Raw genomic sequence first — 22,905 nt, forward strand, 5'->3', positions numbered from 1 at the left:
TACCTGCTGTTGATATTATGTATGGCTGGCGTAGATGTTATGTATTTCTTCAGATACATAACATCTACATATCATCTACATAACATCTACATAACATCCTCCGGTCTGTATAACACCTATAACAGCTCCCGCAGCACGCCGGGAACTTCCAGCACCAGGTTTTCTCCGTATGCAGTGGAGGGGGTATGGTACCCGGTTTTGAAATTTCCCTGTAATACTTTCTGTGTGATCAGCAGCACGGTATACGCCGTCACGTCATAGGCTTCGGGGGTACGCATGCGGGCGGTTACCCGCTGGCCGCCGGCATTGCTTGCCTGTCCCCAGATAAGGCTGATCGCCTGGTTGCGGGTATTGTCATCCGGGCCGGGGGCGCGGCGGTCTATCTGCCGTTTCACGAAGTTGCGGACTGCAGGTTTACGCAGCAGCCAGTTGTACAGGTGTTGCACCTTCAGCAGCTGCCAGGCTGCAACAGGTACATGCGTATAGGATTGTATGTTAGGAATGCCGGTACTATACCAGGCGGTGGCCACATCGCCCCAGGGAAGGCTCATTACAAACAGTTTCTTTACGCCAAAGTCTACCTGCATACCCCGTTTGCCCAGCGGCTCCCGCACCAGCTGGCCGTTCTCCCGTATGGCGCCGGGCAATCCCATTTTTTGTATGGAGTTGACCGCTGTGCCGTGAGAGAGGCCGCTGCCCAGTATGGCGAATGCCAGCTTCAGCTCCTGTGCATCGGGCAGGGCTTTTTTCAGGAATTGTGCGAGGCAGTCTGTAGGCACCACATCAAAACCGGCGCCAGGCAGCAGCATGATGCCGGCTGCTTTGGCCGCTTCGTCTGACTGATGCAGCTGTTCAAATATATCAGGATCGCCGTTGAGATCAAGGTAGTGGGTGCCGGTACGCAAACAGGCGTCTACCATCTGTCTGGCAGTAAAATCATAAGGTCCTGCCGCATGCACAACGATCTTTACTTCACGCAGGGCGGCTTCCAGCAGCGGGGTATTATCCAGGTCGATCACTTTATACGGAAGGTTCAGTTTGGCAGCCAGCGCCGCTAAAGGAGCCTCCCGCCTGCCTGCCAGGATAGGTTGCAGGTTATATTGTATTGCATAACGGGCAATCAGCTCGCCTGTATATCCGTAAGCGCCATACAGCAGAAAAGTATTCGGTTGCATGTTGGTAAAGTACAAAATTCCCTAAAAAATTTTATCAATATGCCAATTTGATGATCTGGATCAATTTTTTTTAGCAAAACGCTTTCTACCTTTGCTAAATCAAATTGAAAGCGGCTTTCAAAGTATAATAACCGGATTGTAACATGTTACCCAAATATCTTTTAATTGAAATTGATAATGAAAAACTGAAGCACTAACTACAAATGAATTAATCCCATTATTCACTTTTAAACCAACCCATATCATATGCTAAAACTTCTCAGGCAACTGGGCAGCAGGAGCCTGCTATTGCAAACTATCCGAAACCTTGAAGAAGAACGGCGTGCGCTGCACCGCCGGAATGAAGCTATTGAAAAGACCTGTCTTGAACAAAAGGCATGTCTGCGGGAGGCCTTTCATGAACTTCGTAATGGCGTTCACGTTATAGCGGGCAACAGCGCCCTGCTCACGAAATGGACAGATGATGTACAGCTGCCGGTGCAGGTGGCGCGCCTGGCGCGTAACCTCCGCGAAGCTTCCCGTAACATGATGCACTTCCTGGATGCCGGTTTACTGCTGGCTAAAACGGAAGGCGACTACCAGCCGCAATGGGAGATGCTGGAGATCAGGCCCTGGCTGGAGAAAGTAATGGGCGCCTATCATTATCACGCCGCTGAAAAGCAGCTGAAAGTGCAATGTAATATGCCGCCGGGTTTTCCCGCCTTTATAGCGATGGATGTGATGTTGCTGCGGCAGATCGTTTCCAACCTGCTGCACAATGCCATCAAGTTCAGTCCGTCGGGTAACCGTATCCGTATCGACTGTTTTGAGGGCGCCCGTGAATGGACCATGGTCATTGTCAACAAAGCCCCGGCCATCAGTAAAGAGCAGCTGAAACACATTTTCGAGCCCTTTTATACGCTGGGGCATCCTGAAAGTAATACCGGTCTGGGGCTCACCATTACGCGCAAATATGTGAACATGCTGGGAGGGATGGTCAAGGCCGCCTGCATTAAAGACCAGTTCATGGTGTGGCTGCGTTTGCCCATGAAAACCAGCATGCCGGCGGCAGCACCGTTGGGACTGCAACAGGCCGTACAGGTACCTGTGCCCCACAGCAGGCGTAAAGTGCTCGTAATAGAAGACAACCCGCTCAGCCAGCGGCTGATCTGCAATTACCTCCACGAACTGGGGCTGCGGCAGGTAGCCGTAGTAACGCATGCGGCAGACGCCCTGCGCCTGGCCAGGCAACTGGAACCAGACCTGGTCTTTATGGATGTTCATCTGCCCGACCAGGATGGAGTAGCCACCATGCAATCCCTGCGCACCTTATTGAAAGATACGCCGCTGATTGCGATGACGGGCGCCAGGGATCTTTCAGGGAATGCACCTTTGCTGCAGGCGGGCGCCAGTGAATATATGCTGAAGCCATTTGAGCTGCAGCAGGTGGCTGGTATCGTGCAGAAATATCTCGACTTTGCCGCCAACTGATAAATAGTGATGGATAATACAGCAACCCCCATGCAGTTGTTTCCGGAGTCAACAGCATGGGGGACTGGCTGGTTGCTAAGGGCTGTTGGCTGCTGGCTTTTAGCTATTAGCTGTTAGCTGTTGGCTGGTGGATGTTTGCTATTGGATGATTGCTGTTGGCTGTTGGCTTTTAGCTATTAGCTGTTAGCTGGTGGATGTTTGCTATTGGCTGATTGCTGTTGGCTGTTAGCTGTTAGCTATTTGCTGTTGGCTGATTGCTGTTGGCTGTTAGCTGTTGGCTATTGGCTGTTAGCTGTTAGCTGGTGGATGTTTGCTGTTGGGTGCTGCTATATCTTAACAGCGGTTAGACGATAATGGCGGCTACATCACAAATGCGGCTACATCACGGCTTATTGTTTTTTCGCAAACTGTTTGCGGGCCGCTACTATCGCATCCATGTTTGTACTGGACCAGTTGGCCAGTTCCAGTATCTTTTCAAGCAGGCTTCTGCCCAGGGGCGTTAACCAGTATTCTACGCGGGGTGGTATTTCCTGGTACATCTTTCTTGCCACAATGCCGTTCTCTTCCAGGGAACGTAAGGTAACGGTAAGCATCCGCTGGGAGATGCCTTCTACCATTTCCTTCAGCTCATTAAAGCGTACTTTCTCCCGCTTGCCCAGCGCCAGGATGGTAAATATTGACCACTTATCGGCAAAATGCCCCAGTATGTCCTTCACGGGGCAGAACTGCATCGACCCACGTTCGGGAGAGAAGATTTTATTTACCCGTTCCTCTATATCAAGATATTGATTATCATCTTTAGTTACTGCCATGTGCCTTGGTTTTGATGGTGTGCCTTCTTGGCGGATAGCCGGTTACTATTTACTTTTGAGTTACTAAAAGTAACTTAAAGGTACGTATGAACAGGAAAACATTCATAAAAAATATTACAGGAGCAGCAGCTATGATCTCTTTACAATCATTCAGGCACTTCACCGGGGGACTGAACGAGCAGGGCCATAAGATGCCGGTGTTGTTCATTGGCCATGGTTCTCCCATGAACGGAATAGAAGACAACGAGTTCAGCCGCCGTTGGGCGCAGATGGGGAAGGAGATCCCGACCCCGGCTGCCGTACTGGTGATATCAGCCCACTGGCTGACCCGCGGCACACATATTACGGCAATGGAGCAACCTTCGACCATTCATGATTTTAGCGGGTTTCCGGAAGCCTTGCAGGATATACAATACCCGGCTCCCGGCTCACCGGAACTGGCGGCGGTTACCCAAAAACTGATCACCAGAACAAATGTGGGCCTGGACCACGATTGGGGCCTGGATCACGGTGCCTGGAGCATCATCCGGCATATGTATCCCAACGCCAATATACCGGTGCTGCAGCTGAGCATAGACTATCATCAGCCGCCGCAATACCACTATGAGCTGGCCAAAGAACTGGGCGCCCTGCGCAGGAAAGGAGTGCTGATCATCGGCAGCGGCAATATGGTGCATAACCTCCGGATCGCGGCGTGGGACAAGGTCGATCAGCCGGAATACGGGTACGACTGGTCCATAGAAATGAATGCCCTCTTTAAGAAGCATATCAGCGATGGTAACCATGCTGCATTGATCGATTACGAAAAGCTGAGCAAATCGGCGCTGCTGGCGGTTCCAACACCGGATCACTATTTTCCGCTGCTGTATACGCTGGGCTTACAGGAAAAGAATGATCAGCCGCTTTTCTTCAATGATAAAGTGGTGATGGGGTCAGTGACCATGACCTCAGTAAAGATCGGGTAGGATATGGTGAGTAAGGACGCCGTATTAATGGCTTCGTGAATAGAGATAAATAGCTATTGCTATGCTGAAAAGTATGATAGCAATAATGGCCCAGCCCTGGTTGCGGGGCTTTCTTACGGCGTCTATCAGTCCCCTGGAGGTCAGTAAAGCCTCCACATTTGCCTTTGCAAGGCGCAGGGAATACCTGATACCGGTTTGCTGGTGTTTCTGGTCCCAATAGTATTTAATGCCTGGTAACAGGCCTTTTTGCAGACAGATCTCCACTGTCTTTTCTTCAATAACGCTGTTGATGCTCTCAGTTTTAGTTGACTGCTCAAGCATAGTAGATCAGTTTTAACGTGGTAGTAACAGCTTGTTTCGCGCCATAATATAGGCATTTTCCTGATCTTATCTTGCTTTTACCGGGTGATTTTTAAGGTGTTGTAACGCGTGATATTTTTTTGAAAACTGTATCGTCCTGCGTGTCTGTAAGTACTTGTGGCGGCCGCAGTATTATTGCAGCAGGCCAACCGGGGGGCCGTTTAATAGTTTAAAAGTTTAAGGGTTTGAAGGCGTCCTAATGAGGAAGACAGCTTCAAACCCTTAAACTTTCAAACGTTCAAACTTTTAGTGTTTGAGTTTATCCTTGAAAACTTTTTTGAACTTCTCCAGCTTGGGCCTGATCACATAATAGCAGTAAGACTGGGAACCGTTCTGGTTGTAGTAGTCCTGGTGGTAATTTTCTGCTACGTAAAAGTTCTTCAGGGGAGAGATCTCCGTCACAACAGGGTGGTCGTAAACACCGGATTCCTGGAGTTTCTGTTTGTAGTACTCCGCTTTTTTGTGCTGCTCTTCATCGTGGTAGAAGATAACAGAGCGGTACTGCGTGCCGATGTCGTTACCCTGGCGGTTCAGCTGGGTGGGATCGTGGCTTTGCCAGAATGCTTCCAGCAGCTCATCGTATGTTATCTTTGTGGTATCGTACGTTACCTGTATCACTTCGGCATGACCGGTGGTGCCGGTGCAAACCGCTTCGTAGGAGGGGTTGGCCACGGAGCCTCCGGAGTAGCCGGATGCTACTTTCACCACACCGTCCAGGTACTGGAACTGTGCTTCCGTACACCAGAAGCAGCCGCCACCGAAAGTGGCTTTAGCTAAATTGTTGTTGTTCGTCACTTCCATATCATCGGGTACTTTATCCTTGTTTGAGTGGTTGTTTTGGGCGCATGCAATGACGGTCACAGCCATCAAACAACTTAATAATGAATATTTTAACATATAACCGTTTATTACCGTATACGCAAATTACGATAATATAGATGCTTCGGATCAACAAGTTAAGTAACTTTAACATTCTTTTACGTTTGACGATATAACGAGACATGAGATATTTTCCCGATTCGGCCTTAGTGCAACTGGAGTTTGACAAGATTCAGGCATTATTACAGGAACATTGCAAAACGGAGCTGGGCAAGCAGATGGCAGAAGAGCTCCGCCTGCATACCCATATTGATTACGTCCGTACGGCTTTACAACAGGCGCATGAGTATAAACAACTGGTGTTATTACAGGAGCATTTCCCGAACGACGCAGTACTGAACCTGAAGAGCGAGCTGCGTTTGCTCAGCATACAGGGCGCCGTGCTGAAAGAAGATCAGTTCATGCTGATACGCCGGCTGGCTGAAAGCATGCACGCCATCTTCCGCTTTTTTGATAGTGACCGCCGCGTGCAGTATGCCGGGCTGCACGAAGTAATTGCCCATACCCATTACGAAAAGAAGATCACCGTACTGATAGACGAAGTGCTGGATGAATCCGGGCAGGTGCGCGATAACGCCACCCCCGAACTGGCCAAGATCCGTATGCAGCTGTTCCGTAAACGTACGGAGCTGCGCCGCGTATTTGACCGCATCCTGCAGAAGCTCAACAAACAGGGCTACCTGGCAGATATAGAAGAGGCCTTCCTGAACACCCGCCGTGTTGTTGCCATTTTTGCAGAGCACAAACGCATGGTAAAGGGTATCCTGCACGGGGAGTCTGATACCCGCAAAACCGCTTTCATTGAGCCGGAAGAGACCATCGAGATCAATAACGAGGTATTTGCACTGGAAAGGGAGGAGCAGAAGGAGGTGTATCGCATCCTGAAAACGCTGACCTCCCAGCTGAGCCAGTTCGCGACTTTACTGGGCGGCTATCACGATATACTGGGATTGTATGATTTTATCAGGGCCAAGGCGCGCCTGGCGCTGGATATGGACGGCAATTATCCCATGATCACGCCGCATTCACAGCTGCACCTGGTAGAAGCGTATCACCCGCTGCTGCTCCTGTATAACCGCAGGAACAATAAGCCTACCATACCGGTGAACCTGACCCTGAATAAAGACCACCACATCCTGGTGATCTCCGGCCCGAATGCCGGTGGTAAGACCGTTACCCTTAAAACCGCAGGGCTGATACAGCTCATGCTGCAGGCCGGGCTGCTGGTACCGGTGCACCCCACATCACAGCTGGGCATATTCCGCCAGCTGATGATCCACATCGGCGATACACAGTCGCTCGAGTTTGAGCTGAGCACCTACAGCTCGCACCTGAAGAACATGAAATACTTCATGGAGTCTGCCAATGGTAAGACGCTCTTCTTTATAGACGAACTGGGTAGCGGCTCTGATCCCAACCTGGGCGGCGCCTTTGCGGAGGTGATCATGGAGGAGCTGGCCCGCAAACATGCCTTCGGTATTGTAACCACCCACTACCTTAACCTGAAGGTAATGGCCAACAAGGTAAAGGGCATTATTAACGGGGCCATGGGCTTTGATGAAGAGCACCTGCTGCCCATGTATAAACTGATGGTGGGTAAACCCGGCAGCTCTTATACCTTTTCTATTGCCCAGCGTATAGGCCTGGATCCGGCGCTGATCAACCGTGCCCGTAAACTGGTAGATGAAGGCCACTTCCGCCTGGATAAGCTGCTGAATAAAGCAGAGCAGGATATGCAGAAGATAGAGCAGAAAGAAAAAGACCTGCAGAAGCTGATCAAAGAGAACGAACGCCTGAAAAAAGAATACGAGATCTTATCTGACAAGGAGCGTAAACAACAGCAGTATCAGCTGCTGAAACTGCAGAACAAGATCCGCGAAGATGAGCTGCAATACCTGAAAGATATGGAGCGTAAAATGAAGCAGATCCTGATCGAATGGAAACGTACCGACGATAAGCAAAAGGTGATGAAACAGGCCGAAGCTTTACTCTTCCGCAAACGTGAAAAGCAGATCAACGAAAAGCTGGAGAAGAAGGTGAACGATAAGTTCCAGGAAGTAGGAGGGGAAGCCAAGGTAGGCGACCAGGTAAAGATCCTGAGCAATAACCAGGTAGGCAAGCTGCTGGAGATACGTGATAAAAGAGCTATTGTTAAGATAGGGAACCTGCCTATGAACGTCAAGCTGGCTGACCTTGTGGTGGTGAAAGAGCGGCCCAAGGAAACGGCGGGGTAGATATTTAAAATTCCAGATTCCAAATACCAGATTCCAAAAGTTAATACCAGGAGCCAGATACCAGATTTCAGAGGGGAAATACGAATGCCCCGGGCCAGGTACTGAATACCAGGATCCAACTATCAGACAGTAATAAATTACCTGTTGTTGGGACGCTGAAACCTGCCATTTGGAATCTGGAACCTGGCTTTTGGAATTTTTTTTCACCCATACTTGTTTAGCTGGCTAATTGTTTCTACTTTTATCCCCGGATTGTGGGGATGGGGTATTTGTGACCATCCGGATATAATAATGATAAAAACGCACGGATGAATAAGATACCGGTGTCCGAAACGGTGAGCTACCTGATCTCCCGGATCAGTAAGGCGCACCGCAACAGGGCGAATGAGCTGCTGGCAACGCTGGACCTGCATGCAGGACAGGAGTTGCTGCTGCAACAGATCCATCAACAGGAGGGGATCACCCTCAATGAGCTTACCTGTGGCATGTGTGTGTCGGCTGTAACGGTGACCCGTACCGTAGAGCGCCTCGAAAAGAACGGGTTTGTGAAGAAAGAACGCTGTACAGCGGATCAGCGCTCCGTCAGGGTGTACCTTACCGAAAAAGGTAAGAAAGCAGTGGAGAACATCACTGAAAAGATGTGGGAAGAGCTGGAAAAGGAAACTGTTGCCAATATGACCACCGAAGAAAGGATATTATTGAAACGGTTGATGATGCAGGTTTTGAAAAACCTGACCTAACTTGATTAGCTAGCTAAATACTTATCTAGTAAATAATTTCTTAAAAATGCTGGTTGGATGGTTTAGATTTGCGGTACTATGTGAGTGTTTTCTGTACTTGTTATCCGAATCGATCGTTGGTGAGGCCGCCTTTAAAAGTTCCACCTGCATTACTAACCACAAAACCGTATGAGATGAAGAACAATGTGTTAATACCCGTATACAACATCACAGAATTTGCGAAGAAGGATGCAGATGCGATAGAAGGTTTTACCATTGGAAGGAATACGAATGCTATAGTGGCAAACATGCACCCGCATCGCCACACCGGGTTTACTATCACCTTATTATTGTCAGGCCAGATCACCCAGTATATAGATTTCGAAAAGTATACGATCACGGCGCCGGCCGTTATCCTGTTGGCGCCAGACCAGGTGCATCAGCATGAAGAACAGCAGGCGGCTTTTGAATCCGTATCCATACATTTCGATAAGGAGTTTCTGCTGGCAGAGTCTCAGGGTATGCTCAACTGCTGGGCATGTGTGTTCTACAAAAGGGCCATACCAGTGAAGGCTGCCCAGATGCAGGAGCTGATGAATTTTGCAGGTCTTATACTGAAAGAGCATGGTAATGTGCGGCCGCTGCGCGAAAGCATTATCCGTAACCTGCTCAATGCGCTGATCATGGCCTGCGCCCGGCTGCCACAGCACAACGTAGCCTATATGCAGCTGGTGGATACAGCGCAGAACCGGATGGTACGCCAGTTCAATGAGCTGTCAGACCAGAACTTCCGGGATAAGACACAGGTGGCGCACTATGCAGACATGATGCATGTTACGCCGGGGCATCTTAATGATACCATTAAATCTGTTGTAGGGAAGACGGCCAAACAGGTGATCGATGAAAAAAGGATCATGGAAGCCAAGCGCCTTTTGTTCTGGGGAGAGCTGTCTGTTAAGGAGATTGCGTACCAGTTGCACTTTGAGGATGATGCGTATTTCAATCGCTTTTTCAAGAAACATACCGGTTATACACCTGCAATGTTTCAGCGCAGTATCCGCGAAAAGTACAATTAATACCGCAATTTGTTAAAGAACAATGCAAACAGGCTTTATTACTTTTGCATCAGATTTATAAGTATATGAAGAATTAATAAACACATACCCGGTTCCTGGTAACAAAACACAGCCTTTATCCGTATAAGGTTCACCAGGCGGGATTGACGGGCCATGTCGAACTGACGATACTCTTGGCTATTTCTGTTAAAACTACTACCCGATAACTGTCACTGAAACCAAGCCTTTTTATTAGATACTGAAAAGTAACAGGGATTGTTTTGTCCTGTAAAGAGGTGCTCATTCGTCTATAAATTATATAACACTATAACACCATGGAACTATTATTTAAAAAAATGATCAAAATCAAGCTACCCGGCTACATCTCCGGCATCCTGATGCTGGCTGTCGTTCTATATAGCTGTTCATCGAACCAGGCAGGCGGACCGCCGCCCCAGGCGCCGCAATTGCCGGTGATGTCAGTTACTTCAGCGCCGGCTACTACTTACCTGGAGTTTCCCGCATCGCTGGAAGGAAAGGTGAATGTAGAGGTGCGCCCGCAGGTAACCGGCTACCTGGAGAAAATATTTGTAGATGAAGGCGCCTTTGTAAAAGCAGGCCAGCCTTTATTTAAAATAGACGCACGCTTATATGCTGAGCAACTGAACAGCGCAAGCTCTAACCAGCTGGCTGCACAAGCCAACCTGGAACGTGCACAGGTAGAGGTAGACCGCCTGGCTCCCCTGGTGGCTGCCAACGTAGTATCTGAAGTGCAGATGAAAACGGCCAAAGCCAACCTGGAAGCAGCTAAGGCTGCAGTAGCCCAGGCTAAAGCATCAGCAGGCAGCGCCCGTATCAATGTAGGCTACACCCTGGTAACCGCTCCCGTTAGCGGTTATATCGGAAGGATCCCTTATAAAATAGGCGCCCTTGTAACCAACAACGATGCGCAGCCGCTCACACTGCTGTCTGATGTGCGTGAGATCTACGCTTACTTCTCTATGAGTGAGCCCGACTTCATCGCATTCAAGAACAACTTCGCAGGTAATACCCTCCAGGAGAAACTGAAACAGGCCCCGCCTGTTGAGCTGATCCTGGCAGATAATACGCCGTACAGCCAGAAAGGAAAGATCGAAACGGTAGAAGGCCAGTTCAACAAAACAACCGGCGCTATCAGCTTCCGCGCTACTTTCCCCAATCCCGACGGTATACTGCGTACAGGCAACACCGGTAAGATAAGACTGGCGCAACAGGTGCCCGCCGCTATCACCATACCACAGGAAGCCACTTTTGAAATACAGGACAAAGTGTTCGTATATACCGTAGGCGATAGTAACAAAGTAGCCAGCAAACCAATCAGCGTTGCCGGTAAAACAGCTAACTACTATTTCATCAGCGATGGCCTGAAGGCAGGAGAGAAGATCGTACTGTCAGGAACAGGCGCTTTAAAGGATGGAGCTGTAATTACACCTCAGCCGGTATCTGCTGATAGTGTGCTCAAGTCAAAACCGTTGTAAGTGGCAGGCTATACTTTGTTATGAAGTATAACATGCAAATGAGGATTTTACTTACAAGCTAAAAAGTGAACTTATCATGTTAAGAAGATTTATATTAAGGCCGGTACTTTCTACGGTAGTGTCCATCATCCTGTTACTATTGGGCATTATCTCCTATTTCGCCTTGCCGGTTACCTTATTCCCTGATATTGCGCCGCCCAGCGTAACGGTGACGGCTTCTTACCCCGGTGCGAATGCCGAGGTGGTAGCCCGCTCAGTGGCGAACCCGATAGAAGAGGCGGTGAACGGGGTGGAGAACATGACATACATGACCTCCAACTCCAGTAACGATGGTAGTATGGTGCTGACTGTTTATTTCAAACAGGGCACCGATCCGGATATCGCTGCTGTAAACGTACAGAACAGGGTATCCAAGGCTACCAGCCAGCTGCCTGCGGAAGTAATCACTGCCGGTATCAGTACACAGAAAGTGCAGAACGGTTTCATCATGTTCATGGGTTTATATAGTGAAGACCCGAAACAATATGATGAGAAGTTCCTGCAGAACTATATCAAGATCAACCTGATCCCCCAGATACAACGTGTACCCGGTGTGGCCCAGGCGCAGATCTTCGGTGCAAAGGATTACTCCATGCGTGTATGGTTAAAACCTGACCGCCTGGCTGCCAATAACCTTTCCCCGCAGGATGTGCTGAACGCTATCAGGGATCAGAACATTGAAGCCGCTCCCGGCCGTTTGGGTGAGAGCAGCACAGAAACCTTTGAATTCGTATTGAAATATAAAGGTAAGCTGAACCTGAATGAAGACTATGAGAACATCGTAGTGAAGGCTAACAGCGACGGCTCTATGCTTCGCCTGAAAGACCTGGCGCGTATAGAGTTCGGATCACTGAACTACGGCGCCAACAACCTGTTGGATGGTAAGCCTGCTGCAGGTTTCGCCATCATCCAGACAGCGGGTTCCAACGCTAACGAGATCCTGGAAAATATTGAACACCTGCTGGTAGACTTTAAGGCCAGTCTGCCCAAGGGCATTGGCACGGAAGTGATGTATAATGCAAAAGACTTCCTGGATGAATCTATCTACCAGGTGCGTGAAACACTGGTGATCGCATTTATACTGGTGTTCCTGGTGGTGTTCATATTCCTGCAGGATTTCCGTTCTACCCTGATCCCGGCTATAGCCGTACCCGTGGCCATTGTGGGTACCTTCTTCTTCCTGCAGCTGTTTGGTTTCAGTATCAACCTGCTGACGCTGTTTGCCCTGGTGCTGGCCATCGGTATCGTGGTGGATGATGCGATCGTGGTGGTGGAGGCCGTCCATGCCAAGATGGAGCAAACGCGATGGCCGGCGAGGAAAGCTACGCTGAAATCAATGGATGAGATCTCCGGTGCGATCATATCCATCACCCTGGTGATGATGGCCGTGTTTATCCCGGTTGGTTTCATGCAGGGCCCTGCGGGTGTATTCTACCGGCAGTTTGCCTTTACGCTGGCGATCGCCATCATGATCTCCGCGATCAACGCCCTGACACTGAGCCCTGCTTTGTGTGCGCTGTTCCTGAAGAGCGACCATGGTGATGAACATGGGCATGGCAAGAAGACCGGCTTCGGAAGCCGTTTCTTTAACGCCTTCAACGCCGCCTTCACCTCTATGACCCACCGGTATATCAAGAGCCTTGGGTTCCTGATCCGTCATAAATGGGTTTCTATGGGCCTGCTGGCATTGGTTACAATCGCCGCCTTTATACTGGCCCGCAGGGCGCCTACAGGATTTATTCCTACGGAAGACCAGTCTTTCGTACTATACGCCCTGAACACCCCTCCGGGTAGTTCGCTGGACAGAACGCATAAGTCTACTTCTACACTGGACGGTATGCTTCGCCAGAACCCTGCCGTACGTCATACATGGACGGTAGACGGTTTTAACTTTATCAGTAACGCGGCCGCTTCCCCTTATGCTGCAGGTTTTATACGCCTGAAAGACATTGGTGAAAGAGGACCGGTTGAGAATATTGACCAGATCACGGGCATGATGTACGGCCCGGCCAGCCAGCTGAAAGACGCGAGCGCTTTCTTCTTTACCTTCCCCACCGTACAGGGTTTTGGTAACGTGAGTGGTTTTGAATTCATGCTGCAGGACAAGGTTGGCCGTCCGCTGGACCAGCTGGGTCAGCAGGCATGGGGCTTTATCGGCGCCCTGATGCAAAGAAAGGAGATCGGCGCTGCCTTTACTACCTTCTCTGCCGGCAACCCCCAATACAGGGTGGAAGTGGATAATTTCAAAGCCAAACAGTTAGGCGTATCCATTACAGAGCTGATGCAGACCCTGCAGATCTACTACGGTAGCAGCTATGTATCCGACTTTAACCGTTTTGGTAAGTACTATCGTGTGGTTGCGCAGGCAGATGTGCCGTACCGTAATGATATCCACTCACTGGATGGTATCTATGTAAAGAACGACCAGAATGAGATGGTGCCGGTGAAAACAATGGTATCACTGAAACGCGTATACGGCCCCGAAACAGTAACCCGTAACAACCTGTATAATGCGGTAACCATTAACGGTACGCCGAAACCAGGTTACAGTACCGGTGATGCCATCAGAGCGATTGAGGAAACAGCCAAACAGGCGCTGCCCAACGGTTATGGATATGAGTGGACAGGCGCCACCCGTGAAGAGATCAAGGCGGGCGACCAGCAGATCTACATCTTCATGCTGAGTATCATATTCGTATACTTCCTGCTGGCAGCACAGTACGAAAGTTATGTACTGCCGCTGGCGGTGATCCTGACCATCCCGACAGGTATACTCGGTGTATTTACCTTCATCGGTTTTGCCGGTTTGGATAATAATATCTATGTGCAGATTGGTATGATCATGTTGATAGGGTTGTTGGCTAAGAACGCGATCCTGATCGTGGAGTTTGCCGTACAACGACGGAGAAACGGTATGGGGCTGCTTGAATCCGCACTGGCGGGATCGAGAGCAAGGCTTCGTCCCATCCTGATGACATCATTCGCCTTTATCGTAGGTCTGATACCCCTGGTATTCGTGAAGAAGGGATCTGCCGTGGGTAACCACTCCATCGGCTATAGCGCCATCGGCGGTATGTTGACGGGTGTGATACTAGGTGTATTCATCATTCCTGTGCTGTACGTTATCTTCCAGTATTTACAGGAAAGGATAACCGGCCGTGCAGGACTGAGGGTTTACGAAGAAGAGATGGAAGAAGAAACTGTATCGTAATAAGCTGAACGCTTAACGCTGAGCGCAACAAGCATCAGCGTTAAGCGCCTAAGCCTTAAGCGTCAAGCGTAAATTAAAATGTACATGCAAAAGAGACTTTTCATACCAATAATTTTTCTGATAGTTGTAGTGCTGGCAGCCTGCCGGGTGGGTCGTAATTATCAGCGGCCCGCCCTGGCCCTGCCGGGACAATTCAACAGCACAGGCCAGGTCCCTTCAGACAGTAGCATTGCAGGTGTGGAATGGAGGCAGTTTTTCAAAGACCCGGTATTGGTTGCACTGATCGATACCACCCTTAAAGGCAACTACGATCTGCAGATCGCCCTGAAGAATATTGAAAGCGCGCAGGCATACGTAAAGCAGGCCAAACTGGGCTGGCTGCCTACCCTGAATCTGCAGGCTACCGCCAGTACCAGCTACCCCTCCAAAAACAGCCTGAACGGTATCAGTCTGAACACCTTCCTGGGAACCAGTCACATTGAGGACTATAACCTCATCGCTAACCTTTCCTGGGAAATAGATGTATGGGGTAAGATCAAACGCCAGAAAGAAGCCGCCCTGGCCGATTACCTGAACAGCTTTGAAGGCGCGCGCGCCGTGCAAACGCAGCTGGTGGCCAATGTAGCCAACAGCTATTATAACCTGCTCATGCTGGATGAGCAGTTGCAGATCGCCAAATATAATGTGGCGCTCAGCGACTCCATCGTGCAGATGATGCGCCTGCAGAAAACATCAGGCGATGTAACAGAACTGGCCGTTCAGCAGGCCATTTCCCAGCAGCAGACTGCAGCCCTGCTGGTACCCCAGCTGGAACAGGGTATTGCCATCCAGGAGAATGCACTCAGGATCCTGGCAGGCCAGCTGCCGGCTACACTGCCCCGCAGTGGTAAGCTGGAAGAGGTGAAGATGTGGGACCAGCTGTCTGCCGGCGTACCTGCAGACCTGATCAGCAAACGTCCCGATGTAAGGTCAGCAGAGGCGCAGCTGGTGGCGGCCAACGCCCTGGTAGGCGTGGCGCAAGCCAGTATGTATCCTGCACTGACACTGACCGCCTCCGGTGGTTTGAACTCTTACAAGGCCGCCAAGTGGTTTGATATCAACTCACTGACAGGCACCGCGCTGGGAGGCCTCATGCAACCCATATTCCAGCGCCGCCAGCTGAAAACTCAGCTGGAAGTGGCAAAGGTGCAGCGTGATCAGGCAGAGTTCCGTTTCCGTCAGCAGGCGCTGACCGCCATCGGTGAAGTATCTGACGCCCTGATAAAACTGGACAAGCTGCAGACACAACGCCAGGTAGCTACAGACCGGGTAGAAACCCTGGCTACGGCTGTAGGACAGGCCCGCCTGCTTTTCAACAGCGGTATGGCCAATTACCTGGAAGTGATCACTGCCCAGAGCAATGCACTGCAGGCCCAGCTTTCCCGCGCAGACATTGTGCGTCAGCAGCTGAGCGCATCTGTTGATCTGTACCGCTCACTGGGTGGCGGCTGGAAATAATAAGTCAGCTCACTGATTGATAATAAGCTGATTATTCAACAGAAAGGAATTAGTTCGCCAGATTGGTAAAAGATAGAGAACGCATTGGCTTTGAATGAGACGCCGCACTTTTGTGCGGCGTCTTTTATTACAAGGCAGGGGCATTTGTAACATTCGCTCTATTTGTATAATTTGTGATGGACAGATTTTCTGCTATGATAACAGATCATAAGAAATATGAGTTGTACGGAAAGCCACTGGTACAGAAAGTGGTGATGCAGGCGCCCTTCCGGTATACCTTCCCGATCACCGATCATGCATGTTTCCTATACATGCTGGAGGGGGGTGTACAATTCCAGGTGGAGGATGAGCAAAGAGATATTCCCTGTAAACATTCGCTTTTTCTGAATTGCATCAACTCCAGCAAAGAGCTGAGTAATGCAGCGGCAGACGACAGAAATGAAATCGTGATCGTCAACTTCCACCCCGATGTTTTAAAGCGGGTATATGACAAGGAAATGCCCTTATTGTTGCAGTCGCCCGCAAACTTCATTTCAAACAGGTCGCTGGAGATCATCAACAACGACTTCCTGATCCAGAAATACGTAGAGGGCCTGTTGTTCTATTTTGAAAACCCGGCCCTGGTGAATGAAGATATGCTTGTGCTGAAACTGAAGGAAATTATACTGCTGCTGTCACAAACCCCGAATGCAGCGTCTATACAACTGATACTGTCACAGATAATTTCGCCCACTACCTATACTTTCCGGCAGATCATTGACGCCAACATCTTTTCCCGCTTAAGCATTGAAGAACTGGCGCGGGAAACCAACCTTAGCCTCTCTTCCTTTAAAAGGGAATTTGCAAAAGTGTACAATGATACCCCCGCCAATTATATCAAGCACAAGCGGCTTGAAAAGGCGGCATCACTGCTGCTGGCATCCGGCGAGCGGATATCCGGTATTGCCTTCCAGTGCGGGTTCAATGACCTGGCCAGCTTCACCAAAAGCTTCCATGATAAGTACAATGTTACCCCTACCCAATACCGCCAGAATCAGCAAGCCGGCTAAGCAGATCCTGTTGCGGTGAACCAGAATGCCAAATAGTTGAACTAATCTATAAAGTTGGAGATTGTCCCATTTGCCAATTTTGTGTAATAAATACAATTCATATGGGACTATCTAATTTAGGCATTTTTCACACGATCATCGGCATCATCGCCATCGTAGCCGCACTGGTATCATTTGTAAAATTTGGTAAGATAAGCCTGGGTCAGCTGGCAGGGAAAATATACTTTTACTGCACGGTAGTTACCGCATTAACGGCGCTGGGAATTTCCAAACACGGTGGTTTCAACGCAGGGCATGCATTTTCTCTCTTTATTTTCGTTCTGGTCCTGGTGGCTTTCTATCTTTATACCAAACGGAAAGGCTATAACAGGGCCCGTTATATTGAGAACTTCCTATTGTCTTTAAGTTTCTTCTTATCACTGGTTCCTACCGTTAATGAGACCTTTACACGGGTGCCCATTGGTCATCCGATAGCGAAGGACGTTACCGACCCGGTAATTGCCAGGACCCTGCTGGTGCTGCTGTTACTGTTCATTGCAGGTGCTGTGTACCAGTTTATACAGCAGCGGAAGCTGAACAGGAGTGAGTTGGGAGGTATCTAACTTTCGGATGGGGCATGGTATTTAAGCCTGAAAGCGGATGGCGAATGCCCCGTCTTCACCTGGAACAGCCGGCTGAAATAGGCCGGATCATCATATCCCAGGTCATGTGCAATTTCCTTGGCGCTCAGGGAGGTGTGGATCAGCAGCCTTTTAGCCTCCAGGACGATCCGGTTCTTGATCACTTCATTGGGTTGCGGCAGTTTGAGCCTTTTGAATTTATGGGTAATGGTTTTGGGAGACATCAGCAACAACTCCGCATAGTCTGCCACGGTATGTTTGGTTTTGTATTCCGCATCTACCAGGCGAGTGAATTTTCTGAAGAACTCAACATCGCTATGTTGTTTAGCCATAGACTTTTCCAGGTGTTGCTGTTTCCAGAGGCGGGTAGCTTTAATCAGCAGCTGTTTAAGGTAAGTGCGGACCATCTCTTCCAGTCCCGGATCGTTCAGTTGAAACTCTTCTTCCATCTGCCGGAGTAAAGTGATGAAGACATCCGCCCCGGCGGGAATATCTACCTGCGGCATATTATTGATGTTATTGAACAAGAGACCGTCGCAGGCCACCTCCTGGTCGTGTATCTGGATACAGTAGAAATCGCGGTTGTAGAAGACCAGGTATCCCGGCTGTGCGCCCAATTGCTCGATCTGCAGGAACTGGTTGGGCCCTACGAAAAAGAGGGTAGGCTGGTGGGTAGCGTAAGCGGCGAAATCGACGGTGATCTTGTAGCCCTCCGGCAGGTAAAGCACCTTGATGTACGACTTGTACGTTTCGCCGTTGATGTCATCGATCGTTTCGTTGTTTACATACAGGAGACCGATGGTTTTTAAGCTGCTGTCGAAGATATGTTGCTGACGCATAGTTTTCAGATATATACGGATGATTACAGCATGGTTCACCATAACAAACATGCGGGGTTCATCCAGAACGCCGCATGTTAATGGTGCTAAGCCTGTCTTTGCTATTGCCTGGCAAATTTTTCAAGCGCTGTGTTGAACTTTTCGGCTTCTTCCACAAAGAGTGCATGGCCGCTGTTTTCAAACTTCACAATGAAGGAGTTGGGAATCAGCTTGTGCATCTGCTCTGCCAGTGAGAAGTCGCACAGTTTATCCTGGGTACCGTGAAAAATGGCTACCGGTATTTTAATTTCAGGCACTACCGGACGCAGGTCCAGGTCGCGCAGCGCGGTGATGGACTCCGTGATGGCATACGGTGATGCTTCCAGGTTGATGTTTTCCAGCCACTTTTCCACGTTCCTGGAGATGTTACCTTCCTTAGCGGGAAAATCGGCGCCAAAGCTTGCGATCAGGTCCTGCCTGGCGGTCATAGTAGCCTTGATCAGGCCATTGATATCGGCATCGGATACACCATATGGGAAGTCCGGACGTTGTTTCCATGATGGCGCTGCTGCGGCGAACAGGGCCAGTTTGCTTACATGGGCTGCGTTATACTTGGTTACGTAGTGCGTTACTACGGCGCCGCCCATAGAGAATCCGCCGAGTACTGCGTTTTCGATCTTCAGTTTTTCCAGCACCACTTTGATATCATCTGAAAATACATCAAAATCGTACCTGCCATAGGGTTTGTCTGATTCACCAAAGCCTCTGAGGGTAATCCCTATCACCCGGAAACCTTTGCGCACCAGGTACTGGTATTGATATTCGTACATGGCATCGCTCAGCGGCCAGCCATGGATCAGTACGATGGGTTGGCCTTCGCCCAGGTCGGTTACATGGAGGCGAACGTTCTTTTCAACTTCGATGAAGGCAGCGCGTCCTGCAGATGCTGGTACTCTTTTCCCTTGAGCAAATGTTCCCGTGCCGAACAAGATCATCATAAACGTAGCGATGGTAAAGATAGTTGTTTTCATTTTAATGAACTTTTTAAGATGATGTTTTAAGTTAATTGTTTGTATATTAATTAGATGTGTTGGTGTGGCCGGCTGTTTGCCTGTTGCACATTCCGTCCGTTTCAACAGTACAAAGATGCGGCGGAAATTGACGGCAGAGAATGGACAAAAGTCAAGAAGGCTTGTACATTTTTCCCGATGGGTAAATTCGACGGGTTCCGTACATACGAAGGCGGTATAGCGGATTAAATGCCCCCTTTATTTGTCCGTTTCGCCCATGTCTTGTTGAATTGAACCTGCTTAGCTTTGGACGTATAATTAAATGCTATAAATTATGCGAGCGCAGATCACACCTTTTTTGCTGTTTAACAACGAAGCAGAAGCAGCAGCCAATTACTATGTATCGATATTCAAAGGAAAACTGCTGGAAGTAACCAGATACCCGGAGCATACCCCCATGCCCGCGGGCACCGTACTTACCGCCACTTTTGAGATACTGGGGATGACGATGACCGCTTTGAACTGGGGACAGGAGGCAAAATACCTGGAGACGATATCCTTTGCCATTGAACCTGACACCCAGGAAGAGGTGGACTATTACTGGAATGCTTTGACCGCAGACGGTGGCCAGGAAGGTCCCTGCAGCTGGCTGAAAGATAAGTATGGTGTTTCCTGGCAGGTGGCACCGGAAATACTTTCCCGTTTGATGAAGGATCCAGATCCTAAAAAGTCGGCGGCGGTGATGCAGGCGATGATGAAAATGAAGAAGATTATAATTAAGGATATACAGGCGGCGTATGATAATGCGTGATGGGGGCTTATTTTTTAAACGTGCGATCTAACCGGAGCGCTTGTTGCAGCAGTTTCTTGATGGGTATTTCATCTATCTCCTCTGCGGTATGATAGATCTTATAGAAGATCTGTTTATTGGTTCCACGCGATAGAAAATGATCGTCGTCAGTTAGTTTATTACCATACCAGAAGCCCAGTAAAACGCCCTTTTTGATGCCTCCCCGGGGAATAGCAGCAGGCCAGATGATGCAGATACCTTTGTTGCCGTAAAAGAAGGGAACGTTGTAGGATATTTTTTCTTTGCAGTAAGCGGGTAGTGTTTCAATGATGATCTGGCGAAGGATGTCTACGATGAGTTTTTCTTCTTCGGGGAGAAGGGTGTATAGTTCAATGAGGTTGCGGATTGATTTCATTTTTTAATTCATTCAAAATGTATTCATACGTTTCATTCATGTGAGGATAATTGCCGGTTGTTTAGTTATGAATTGATAGCAGTGAATTTACGACCTTTTACTGTTAAAATCATTTTAAGGATCAAGGTCCCGGATATCGGTCAACAACAAAAAAGCGTCCAGGTCTATCTGATGGCTTGAAAGATTTTAGCGGAGAGAGAGGGTGTGTGCAAACCAAAGCACACTCATCCCCAAAAAATGCCTTCTAAAGGGATACTGGGTCTACAATCCGATAGTATGAAAGATAAGCGGTATACAACAGTCCCATTACCTGCCTACGTATTCTGGGATGTGGAACGTGATAATCTTGATCTTTTCCGGGATGGACATTTTATTATATCCCGGATGTTTGAAAGAGGGAGATTTGACGATGTCCTCACCACTATTATATATTACGGGAAAGAAGAAACGGGTAGGGTTTTACAAAATAACAAGTACCTGAACCGGGAAGGGATATTTTTAGCGCACGCCCTATTAGCAATTCCTTTGCAGGGCTTTAAGGCTTATGGTCGGTTTAGGTGAGAGAACTTTACTACTCCCGAAACTAAAATTGCCTTTGACCGAACGGTCAAGCTTTAGGAGTGTACTTCCAAAATTTCTCCAATCCCAATAGTTCTGGCTGCTTCATTAATAAACCATTTTTGGCCGACTTTTATATATTTTTCAATCAGAGGTATTCGAAGAAATCTTACGGTAACAATTTTTGTTTCACCAGGTTCAATTAATTCCTGGTCCTCGAACCGAATATCTCCTATGAAAGTGGTTAGCTTACTCAAGTCTTCCGGCATTTCAAATACATGATTAGGCCTATATCCGGATGCAATTCCGGATTTCCGCCCACCTTCTTCTGTTTTTTTCAAGGAGATGCGAGCCGTAACGATTATAAGATTGCCGTTCTGCATGCCTTTTTATTGACTACTGAATTTTCCTTTTAAAACCTTCATATCCTCGCTAACCTTCCTATCCAATATCTTTGCATAATGCTGGGTTGTTTTCAGATTTTTATGCCCCAGCATCTTACTAACCGACTCCATAGGCACTCCATTACTCAATGTCACAGTTGTTGCAAAAGTATGCCTGGCCTCCGCACCGCTGCCCTTCACACATCCCGCAGTCACCCTCCACCGGGCAACCTCAACGTAACGCAGTATGCTTTGCTCTATTCGTTGTCCGTTTACCGTGATGCGAATATAAATAGGCATCAGCTTTTCCTTTGTCATTTTCGACTTGCGGATATAAAAGAGGATACTGATCCGGTGTTCCATTTGCACTTCCTTTTTTCGTGTTACGAATGATTGTATCCGTCACTAAAAAGGTCTCTATTTCACGAAACCTTCACCGATTGGGTGTTTCAGCGCAATTCGGTGCACCAAAGATGCTACTAATTCCGGTGCACCGAATTCTCCACCTTTTTTTGAATTCCTTTGAATTCTATTAAACCCCAAAAAAGTAAAAAGGCTCATAAAACCAGCGTTTTATGAGCCTTTTAAACTCCTTTGATATACTATCCTGCGGAGAGAGAGGGATTCGAACCCCCGGACCTTTTACAGTCAACGGTTTTCAAGACCGCCGCAATCGACCGCTCTGCCATCTCTCCGGGCGCAAAAGTATAAAAGGAATTTAATTTAAAAAATTTTTTTTCGCGGCGCCCCAAAAAAAGTTCTTCCGTCCATCCCTCAGGTTTTTAAAAACCAGGAAAATGCCATAAGTTAAGGTGATTAAAACCAAGGTCTATGAAGATTAAAGGAAGCCTTATTGTAATGTCGGGATTGCTCATCTCAGTGGTTCTCTGCTCTCTTACTTTCCCACCGGGAGACAAGCAGGAGCAAAAAGCCAAAAACCTGAAGGTGCTGCCCAAAGACATTAGTCATGAAGAACTCGAAAATGTTATGCGGGGGTTCAAGAATGCCCTGGGAGTAAAATGTGGCTTTTGCCATGATCCCCGGAAAGATGATCCCAAGAAACTGGATTTCGCGGGGGACGAAAACAAGCACAAGGCGATTGCCCGCGACATGATGCGGATGACTGCCCGCATCAACAAAAAGTATTTTAAGGAAAGTGGGAATGAAGCCCTGAAGGTAACCTGCTATACCTGTCACCACGGCAACAAAGAGCCTGTGTCACAGCCGGAGGTTACAGCAGGGGAGAAGAAATAAACGGAAGGAGGCGGCCATGCCTCCTTTCATGTTTTTTTACTATCTTGGTCCCGTTATAAGTAATACCCCATGTAG

21 protein-coding genes and 1 tRNA gene are annotated in these 22,905 nt (G+C 48.7%); 12 read left to right on the top strand and 10 right to left on the bottom strand.

Features of this window, described 5'->3' with window-relative positions; genetic code table 11:
* Positions 1-116 precede the first annotated feature (116 nt).
* Positions 117-1,175 carry a saccharopine dehydrogenase NADP-binding domain-containing protein gene (locus Q0577_RS17360; protein WP_298738394.1) on the bottom strand — a complete coding sequence of 353 codons (1,059 nt, stop codon included), beginning with the start codon at positions 1,173-1,175 and terminating at the stop codon, positions 117-119.
* A 246-nt stretch (positions 1,176-1,421) separates the two neighbouring features.
* Here Q0577_RS17360 and Q0577_RS17365 point away from each other — a divergent pair, with 246 nt between their 5' ends.
* Positions 1,422-2,645, top strand: coding sequence for a response regulator (locus Q0577_RS17365; protein WP_298738395.1), 1,224 nt, complete (start codon positions 1,422-1,424; stop codon positions 2,643-2,645).
* 389 nt (positions 2,646-3,034) lie between these two features.
* On the opposite strand, the gene Q0577_RS17370 is transcribed toward Q0577_RS17365, so the two are convergent.
* Positions 3,035-3,457 (bottom strand): helix-turn-helix domain-containing protein, encoded by a 423-nt coding sequence (locus Q0577_RS17370; RefSeq protein WP_298738396.1) that lies wholly within the window; start codon positions 3,455-3,457, stop codon positions 3,035-3,037.
* Positions 3,458-3,543: 86 nt separating this feature from the next.
* Here Q0577_RS17370 and ygiD point away from each other — a divergent pair, with 86 nt between their 5' ends.
* Positions 3,544-4,422, top strand: coding sequence for a 4,5-DOPA dioxygenase extradiol (gene ygiD / locus Q0577_RS17375; RefSeq protein ID WP_298738397.1), 879 nt, complete (start codon positions 3,544-3,546; stop codon positions 4,420-4,422).
* Positions 4,423-4,446: 24 nt separating this feature from the next.
* Here ygiD and Q0577_RS17380 read toward each other — a convergent pair whose 3' ends face one another.
* Entirely contained in the window at positions 4,447-4,743 is a 297-nt protein-coding gene (locus Q0577_RS17380) for a hypothetical protein (RefSeq protein WP_298738398.1), read from the bottom strand.
* A gap of 285 nt (positions 4,744-5,028) precedes the next feature.
* Positions 5,029-5,583, bottom strand: a complete 555-nt coding sequence (gene msrA / locus Q0577_RS17385; RefSeq protein ID WP_298738399.1) for a peptide-methionine (S)-S-oxide reductase MsrA — start codon at positions 5,581-5,583, stop codon at positions 5,029-5,031.
* 200 nt (positions 5,584-5,783) lie between these two features.
* Here msrA and Q0577_RS17390 point away from each other — a divergent pair, with 200 nt between their 5' ends.
* From Q0577_RS17390 to Q0577_RS17425, 8 genes are all read left to right on the top strand, one after another.
* A complete protein-coding gene (locus Q0577_RS17390) occupies positions 5,784-7,895 on the top strand; it encodes a MutS2/Smr-associated SH3 domain-containing protein (RefSeq protein ID WP_298738401.1) in 2,112 nt (703 codons plus the stop codon).
* Between the two features lie 308 nt (positions 7,896-8,203).
* Entirely contained in the window at positions 8,204-8,635 is a 432-nt protein-coding gene (locus Q0577_RS17395; protein WP_298738403.1) for a MarR family transcriptional regulator, read from the top strand.
* A gap of 173 nt (positions 8,636-8,808) precedes the next feature.
* Complete coding sequence (locus Q0577_RS17400) at positions 8,809-9,690, top strand: helix-turn-helix domain-containing protein (RefSeq protein ID WP_298738405.1); 882 nt, start codon at positions 8,809-8,811, stop codon at positions 9,688-9,690.
* Between the two features lie 335 nt (positions 9,691-10,025).
* Complete coding sequence (locus Q0577_RS17405) at positions 10,026-11,186, top strand: efflux RND transporter periplasmic adaptor subunit (protein WP_298738407.1); 1,161 nt, start codon at positions 10,026-10,028, stop codon at positions 11,184-11,186.
* A gap of 76 nt (positions 11,187-11,262) precedes the next feature.
* A complete protein-coding gene (locus Q0577_RS17410) occupies positions 11,263-14,436 on the top strand; it encodes an efflux RND transporter permease subunit (RefSeq protein WP_298738409.1) in 3,174 nt (1,057 codons plus the stop codon).
* 84 nt (positions 14,437-14,520) lie between these two features.
* A complete protein-coding gene (locus Q0577_RS17415) occupies positions 14,521-15,933 on the top strand; it encodes an efflux transporter outer membrane subunit (RefSeq protein WP_298738411.1) in 1,413 nt (470 codons plus the stop codon).
* 194 nt (positions 15,934-16,127) lie between these two features.
* Entirely contained in the window at positions 16,128-16,982 is an 855-nt protein-coding gene (locus Q0577_RS17420) for an AraC family transcriptional regulator (RefSeq protein ID WP_298738412.1), read from the top strand.
* A 101-nt stretch (positions 16,983-17,083) separates the two neighbouring features.
* Complete coding sequence (locus Q0577_RS17425) at positions 17,084-17,584, top strand: hypothetical protein (RefSeq protein ID WP_298738413.1); 501 nt, start codon at positions 17,084-17,086, stop codon at positions 17,582-17,584.
* Here the strand turns inward: Q0577_RS17425 and Q0577_RS17430 are convergent.
* Complete coding sequence (locus Q0577_RS17430) at positions 17,581-18,441, bottom strand: helix-turn-helix domain-containing protein (RefSeq protein WP_298738414.1); 861 nt, start codon at positions 18,439-18,441, stop codon at positions 17,581-17,583. The two genes, Q0577_RS17425 and Q0577_RS17430, sit on opposite strands and share 4 nt — an antisense overlap.
* A 101-nt stretch (positions 18,442-18,542) precedes the next feature.
* Entirely contained in the window at positions 18,543-19,451 is a 909-nt protein-coding gene (locus tag Q0577_RS17435; protein ID WP_298738415.1) for an alpha/beta hydrolase, read from the bottom strand.
* A gap of 313 nt (positions 19,452-19,764) precedes the next feature.
* Between Q0577_RS17435 and Q0577_RS17440 the strand changes: the two genes are divergently transcribed.
* On the top strand, positions 19,765-20,241 hold the full coding sequence (locus tag Q0577_RS17440; RefSeq protein WP_298738416.1) for a VOC family protein: 477 nt from the start codon (positions 19,765-19,767) through the stop codon (positions 20,239-20,241).
* 7 nt (positions 20,242-20,248) lie between these two features.
* Here the strand turns inward: Q0577_RS17440 and Q0577_RS17445 are convergent, their stop codons facing one another.
* The 4 genes from Q0577_RS17445 to Q0577_RS17460 form a co-directional block, all read right to left on the bottom strand.
* Complete coding sequence (locus Q0577_RS17445) at positions 20,249-20,635, bottom strand: DUF1801 domain-containing protein (protein ID WP_298738418.1); 387 nt, start codon at positions 20,633-20,635, stop codon at positions 20,249-20,251.
* Between the two features lie 614 nt (positions 20,636-21,249).
* Entirely contained in the window at positions 21,250-21,576 is a 327-nt protein-coding gene (locus tag Q0577_RS17450) for a hypothetical protein (protein ID WP_298738420.1), read from the bottom strand.
* 6 nt (positions 21,577-21,582) lie between these two features.
* On the bottom strand, positions 21,583-21,939 hold the full coding sequence (locus Q0577_RS17455; RefSeq protein WP_298738422.1) for a tyrosine-type recombinase/integrase: 357 nt from the start codon (positions 21,937-21,939) through the stop codon (positions 21,583-21,585).
* Positions 21,940-22,186: 247 nt separating this feature from the next.
* Positions 22,187-22,271, bottom strand: a tRNA-Ser gene (locus Q0577_RS17460).
* A 136-nt stretch (positions 22,272-22,407) separates the two neighbouring features.
* Here Q0577_RS17460 and Q0577_RS17465 point away from each other — a divergent pair.
* Positions 22,408-22,830 (top strand): c-type cytochrome, encoded by a 423-nt coding sequence (locus Q0577_RS17465; RefSeq protein ID WP_298738424.1) that lies wholly within the window; start codon positions 22,408-22,410, stop codon positions 22,828-22,830.
* The last annotated feature ends 75 nt before the right edge of the window (positions 22,831-22,905 follow it).

The sequence above is a fragment of the uncultured Chitinophaga sp. genome (assembly GCF_937898475.1).
Classification (GTDB): domain Bacteria; phylum Bacteroidota; class Bacteroidia; order Chitinophagales; family Chitinophagaceae; genus Chitinophaga.

What these genes read in the sequence shown, in the direction of transcription:
- Q0577_RS17360 (WP_298738394.1), bottom strand. Translation starts at nt 1,175, where the DNA reads ATGCAACCGAATACTTTTCTGCTGTATGGCGCTTACGGATATACAGGC.
- Q0577_RS17365 (WP_298738395.1), top strand. Translation starts at nt 1,422, where the DNA reads ATGCTAAAACTTCTCAGGCAACTGGGCAGCAGGAGCCTGCTATTGCAA.
- Q0577_RS17370 (WP_298738396.1), bottom strand. Translation starts at nt 3,457, where the DNA reads ATGGCAGTAACTAAAGATGATAATCAATATCTTGATATAGAGGAACGG.
- ygiD (WP_298738397.1), top strand. Translation starts at nt 3,544, where the DNA reads ATGAACAGGAAAACATTCATAAAAAATATTACAGGAGCAGCAGCTATG.
- Q0577_RS17380 (WP_298738398.1), bottom strand. Translation starts at nt 4,743, where the DNA reads ATGCTTGAGCAGTCAACTAAAACTGAGAGCATCAACAGCGTTATTGAA.
- msrA (WP_298738399.1), bottom strand. Translation starts at nt 5,583, where the DNA reads ATGGAAGTGACGAACAACAACAATTTAGCTAAAGCCACTTTCGGTGGC.
- Q0577_RS17390 (WP_298738401.1), top strand. Translation starts at nt 5,784, where the DNA reads ATGAGATATTTTCCCGATTCGGCCTTAGTGCAACTGGAGTTTGACAAG.
- Q0577_RS17395 (WP_298738403.1), top strand. Translation starts at nt 8,204, where the DNA reads ATGAATAAGATACCGGTGTCCGAAACGGTGAGCTACCTGATCTCCCGG.
- Q0577_RS17400 (WP_298738405.1), top strand. Translation starts at nt 8,809, where the DNA reads ATGAAGAACAATGTGTTAATACCCGTATACAACATCACAGAATTTGCG.
- Q0577_RS17405 (WP_298738407.1), top strand. Translation starts at nt 10,026, where the DNA reads ATGATCAAAATCAAGCTACCCGGCTACATCTCCGGCATCCTGATGCTG.
- Q0577_RS17410 (WP_298738409.1), top strand. Translation starts at nt 11,263, where the DNA reads ATGTTAAGAAGATTTATATTAAGGCCGGTACTTTCTACGGTAGTGTCC.
- Q0577_RS17415 (WP_298738411.1), top strand. Translation starts at nt 14,521, where the DNA reads ATGCAAAAGAGACTTTTCATACCAATAATTTTTCTGATAGTTGTAGTG.
- Q0577_RS17420 (WP_298738412.1), top strand. Translation starts at nt 16,128, where the DNA reads ATGATAACAGATCATAAGAAATATGAGTTGTACGGAAAGCCACTGGTA.
- Q0577_RS17425 (WP_298738413.1), top strand. Translation starts at nt 17,084, where the DNA reads ATGGGACTATCTAATTTAGGCATTTTTCACACGATCATCGGCATCATC.
- Q0577_RS17430 (WP_298738414.1), bottom strand. Translation starts at nt 18,441, where the DNA reads ATGCGTCAGCAACATATCTTCGACAGCAGCTTAAAAACCATCGGTCTC.
- Q0577_RS17435 (WP_298738415.1), bottom strand. Translation starts at nt 19,451, where the DNA reads ATGAAAACAACTATCTTTACCATCGCTACGTTTATGATGATCTTGTTC.
- Q0577_RS17440 (WP_298738416.1), top strand. Translation starts at nt 19,765, where the DNA reads ATGCGAGCGCAGATCACACCTTTTTTGCTGTTTAACAACGAAGCAGAA.
- Q0577_RS17445 (WP_298738418.1), bottom strand. Translation starts at nt 20,635, where the DNA reads ATGAAATCAATCCGCAACCTCATTGAACTATACACCCTTCTCCCCGAA.
- Q0577_RS17450 (WP_298738420.1), bottom strand. Translation starts at nt 21,576, where the DNA reads ATGCAGAACGGCAATCTTATAATCGTTACGGCTCGCATCTCCTTGAAA.
- Q0577_RS17455 (WP_298738422.1), bottom strand. Translation starts at nt 21,939, where the DNA reads ATGGAACACCGGATCAGTATCCTCTTTTATATCCGCAAGTCGAAAATG.
- Q0577_RS17465 (WP_298738424.1), top strand. Translation starts at nt 22,408, where the DNA reads ATGAAGATTAAAGGAAGCCTTATTGTAATGTCGGGATTGCTCATCTCA.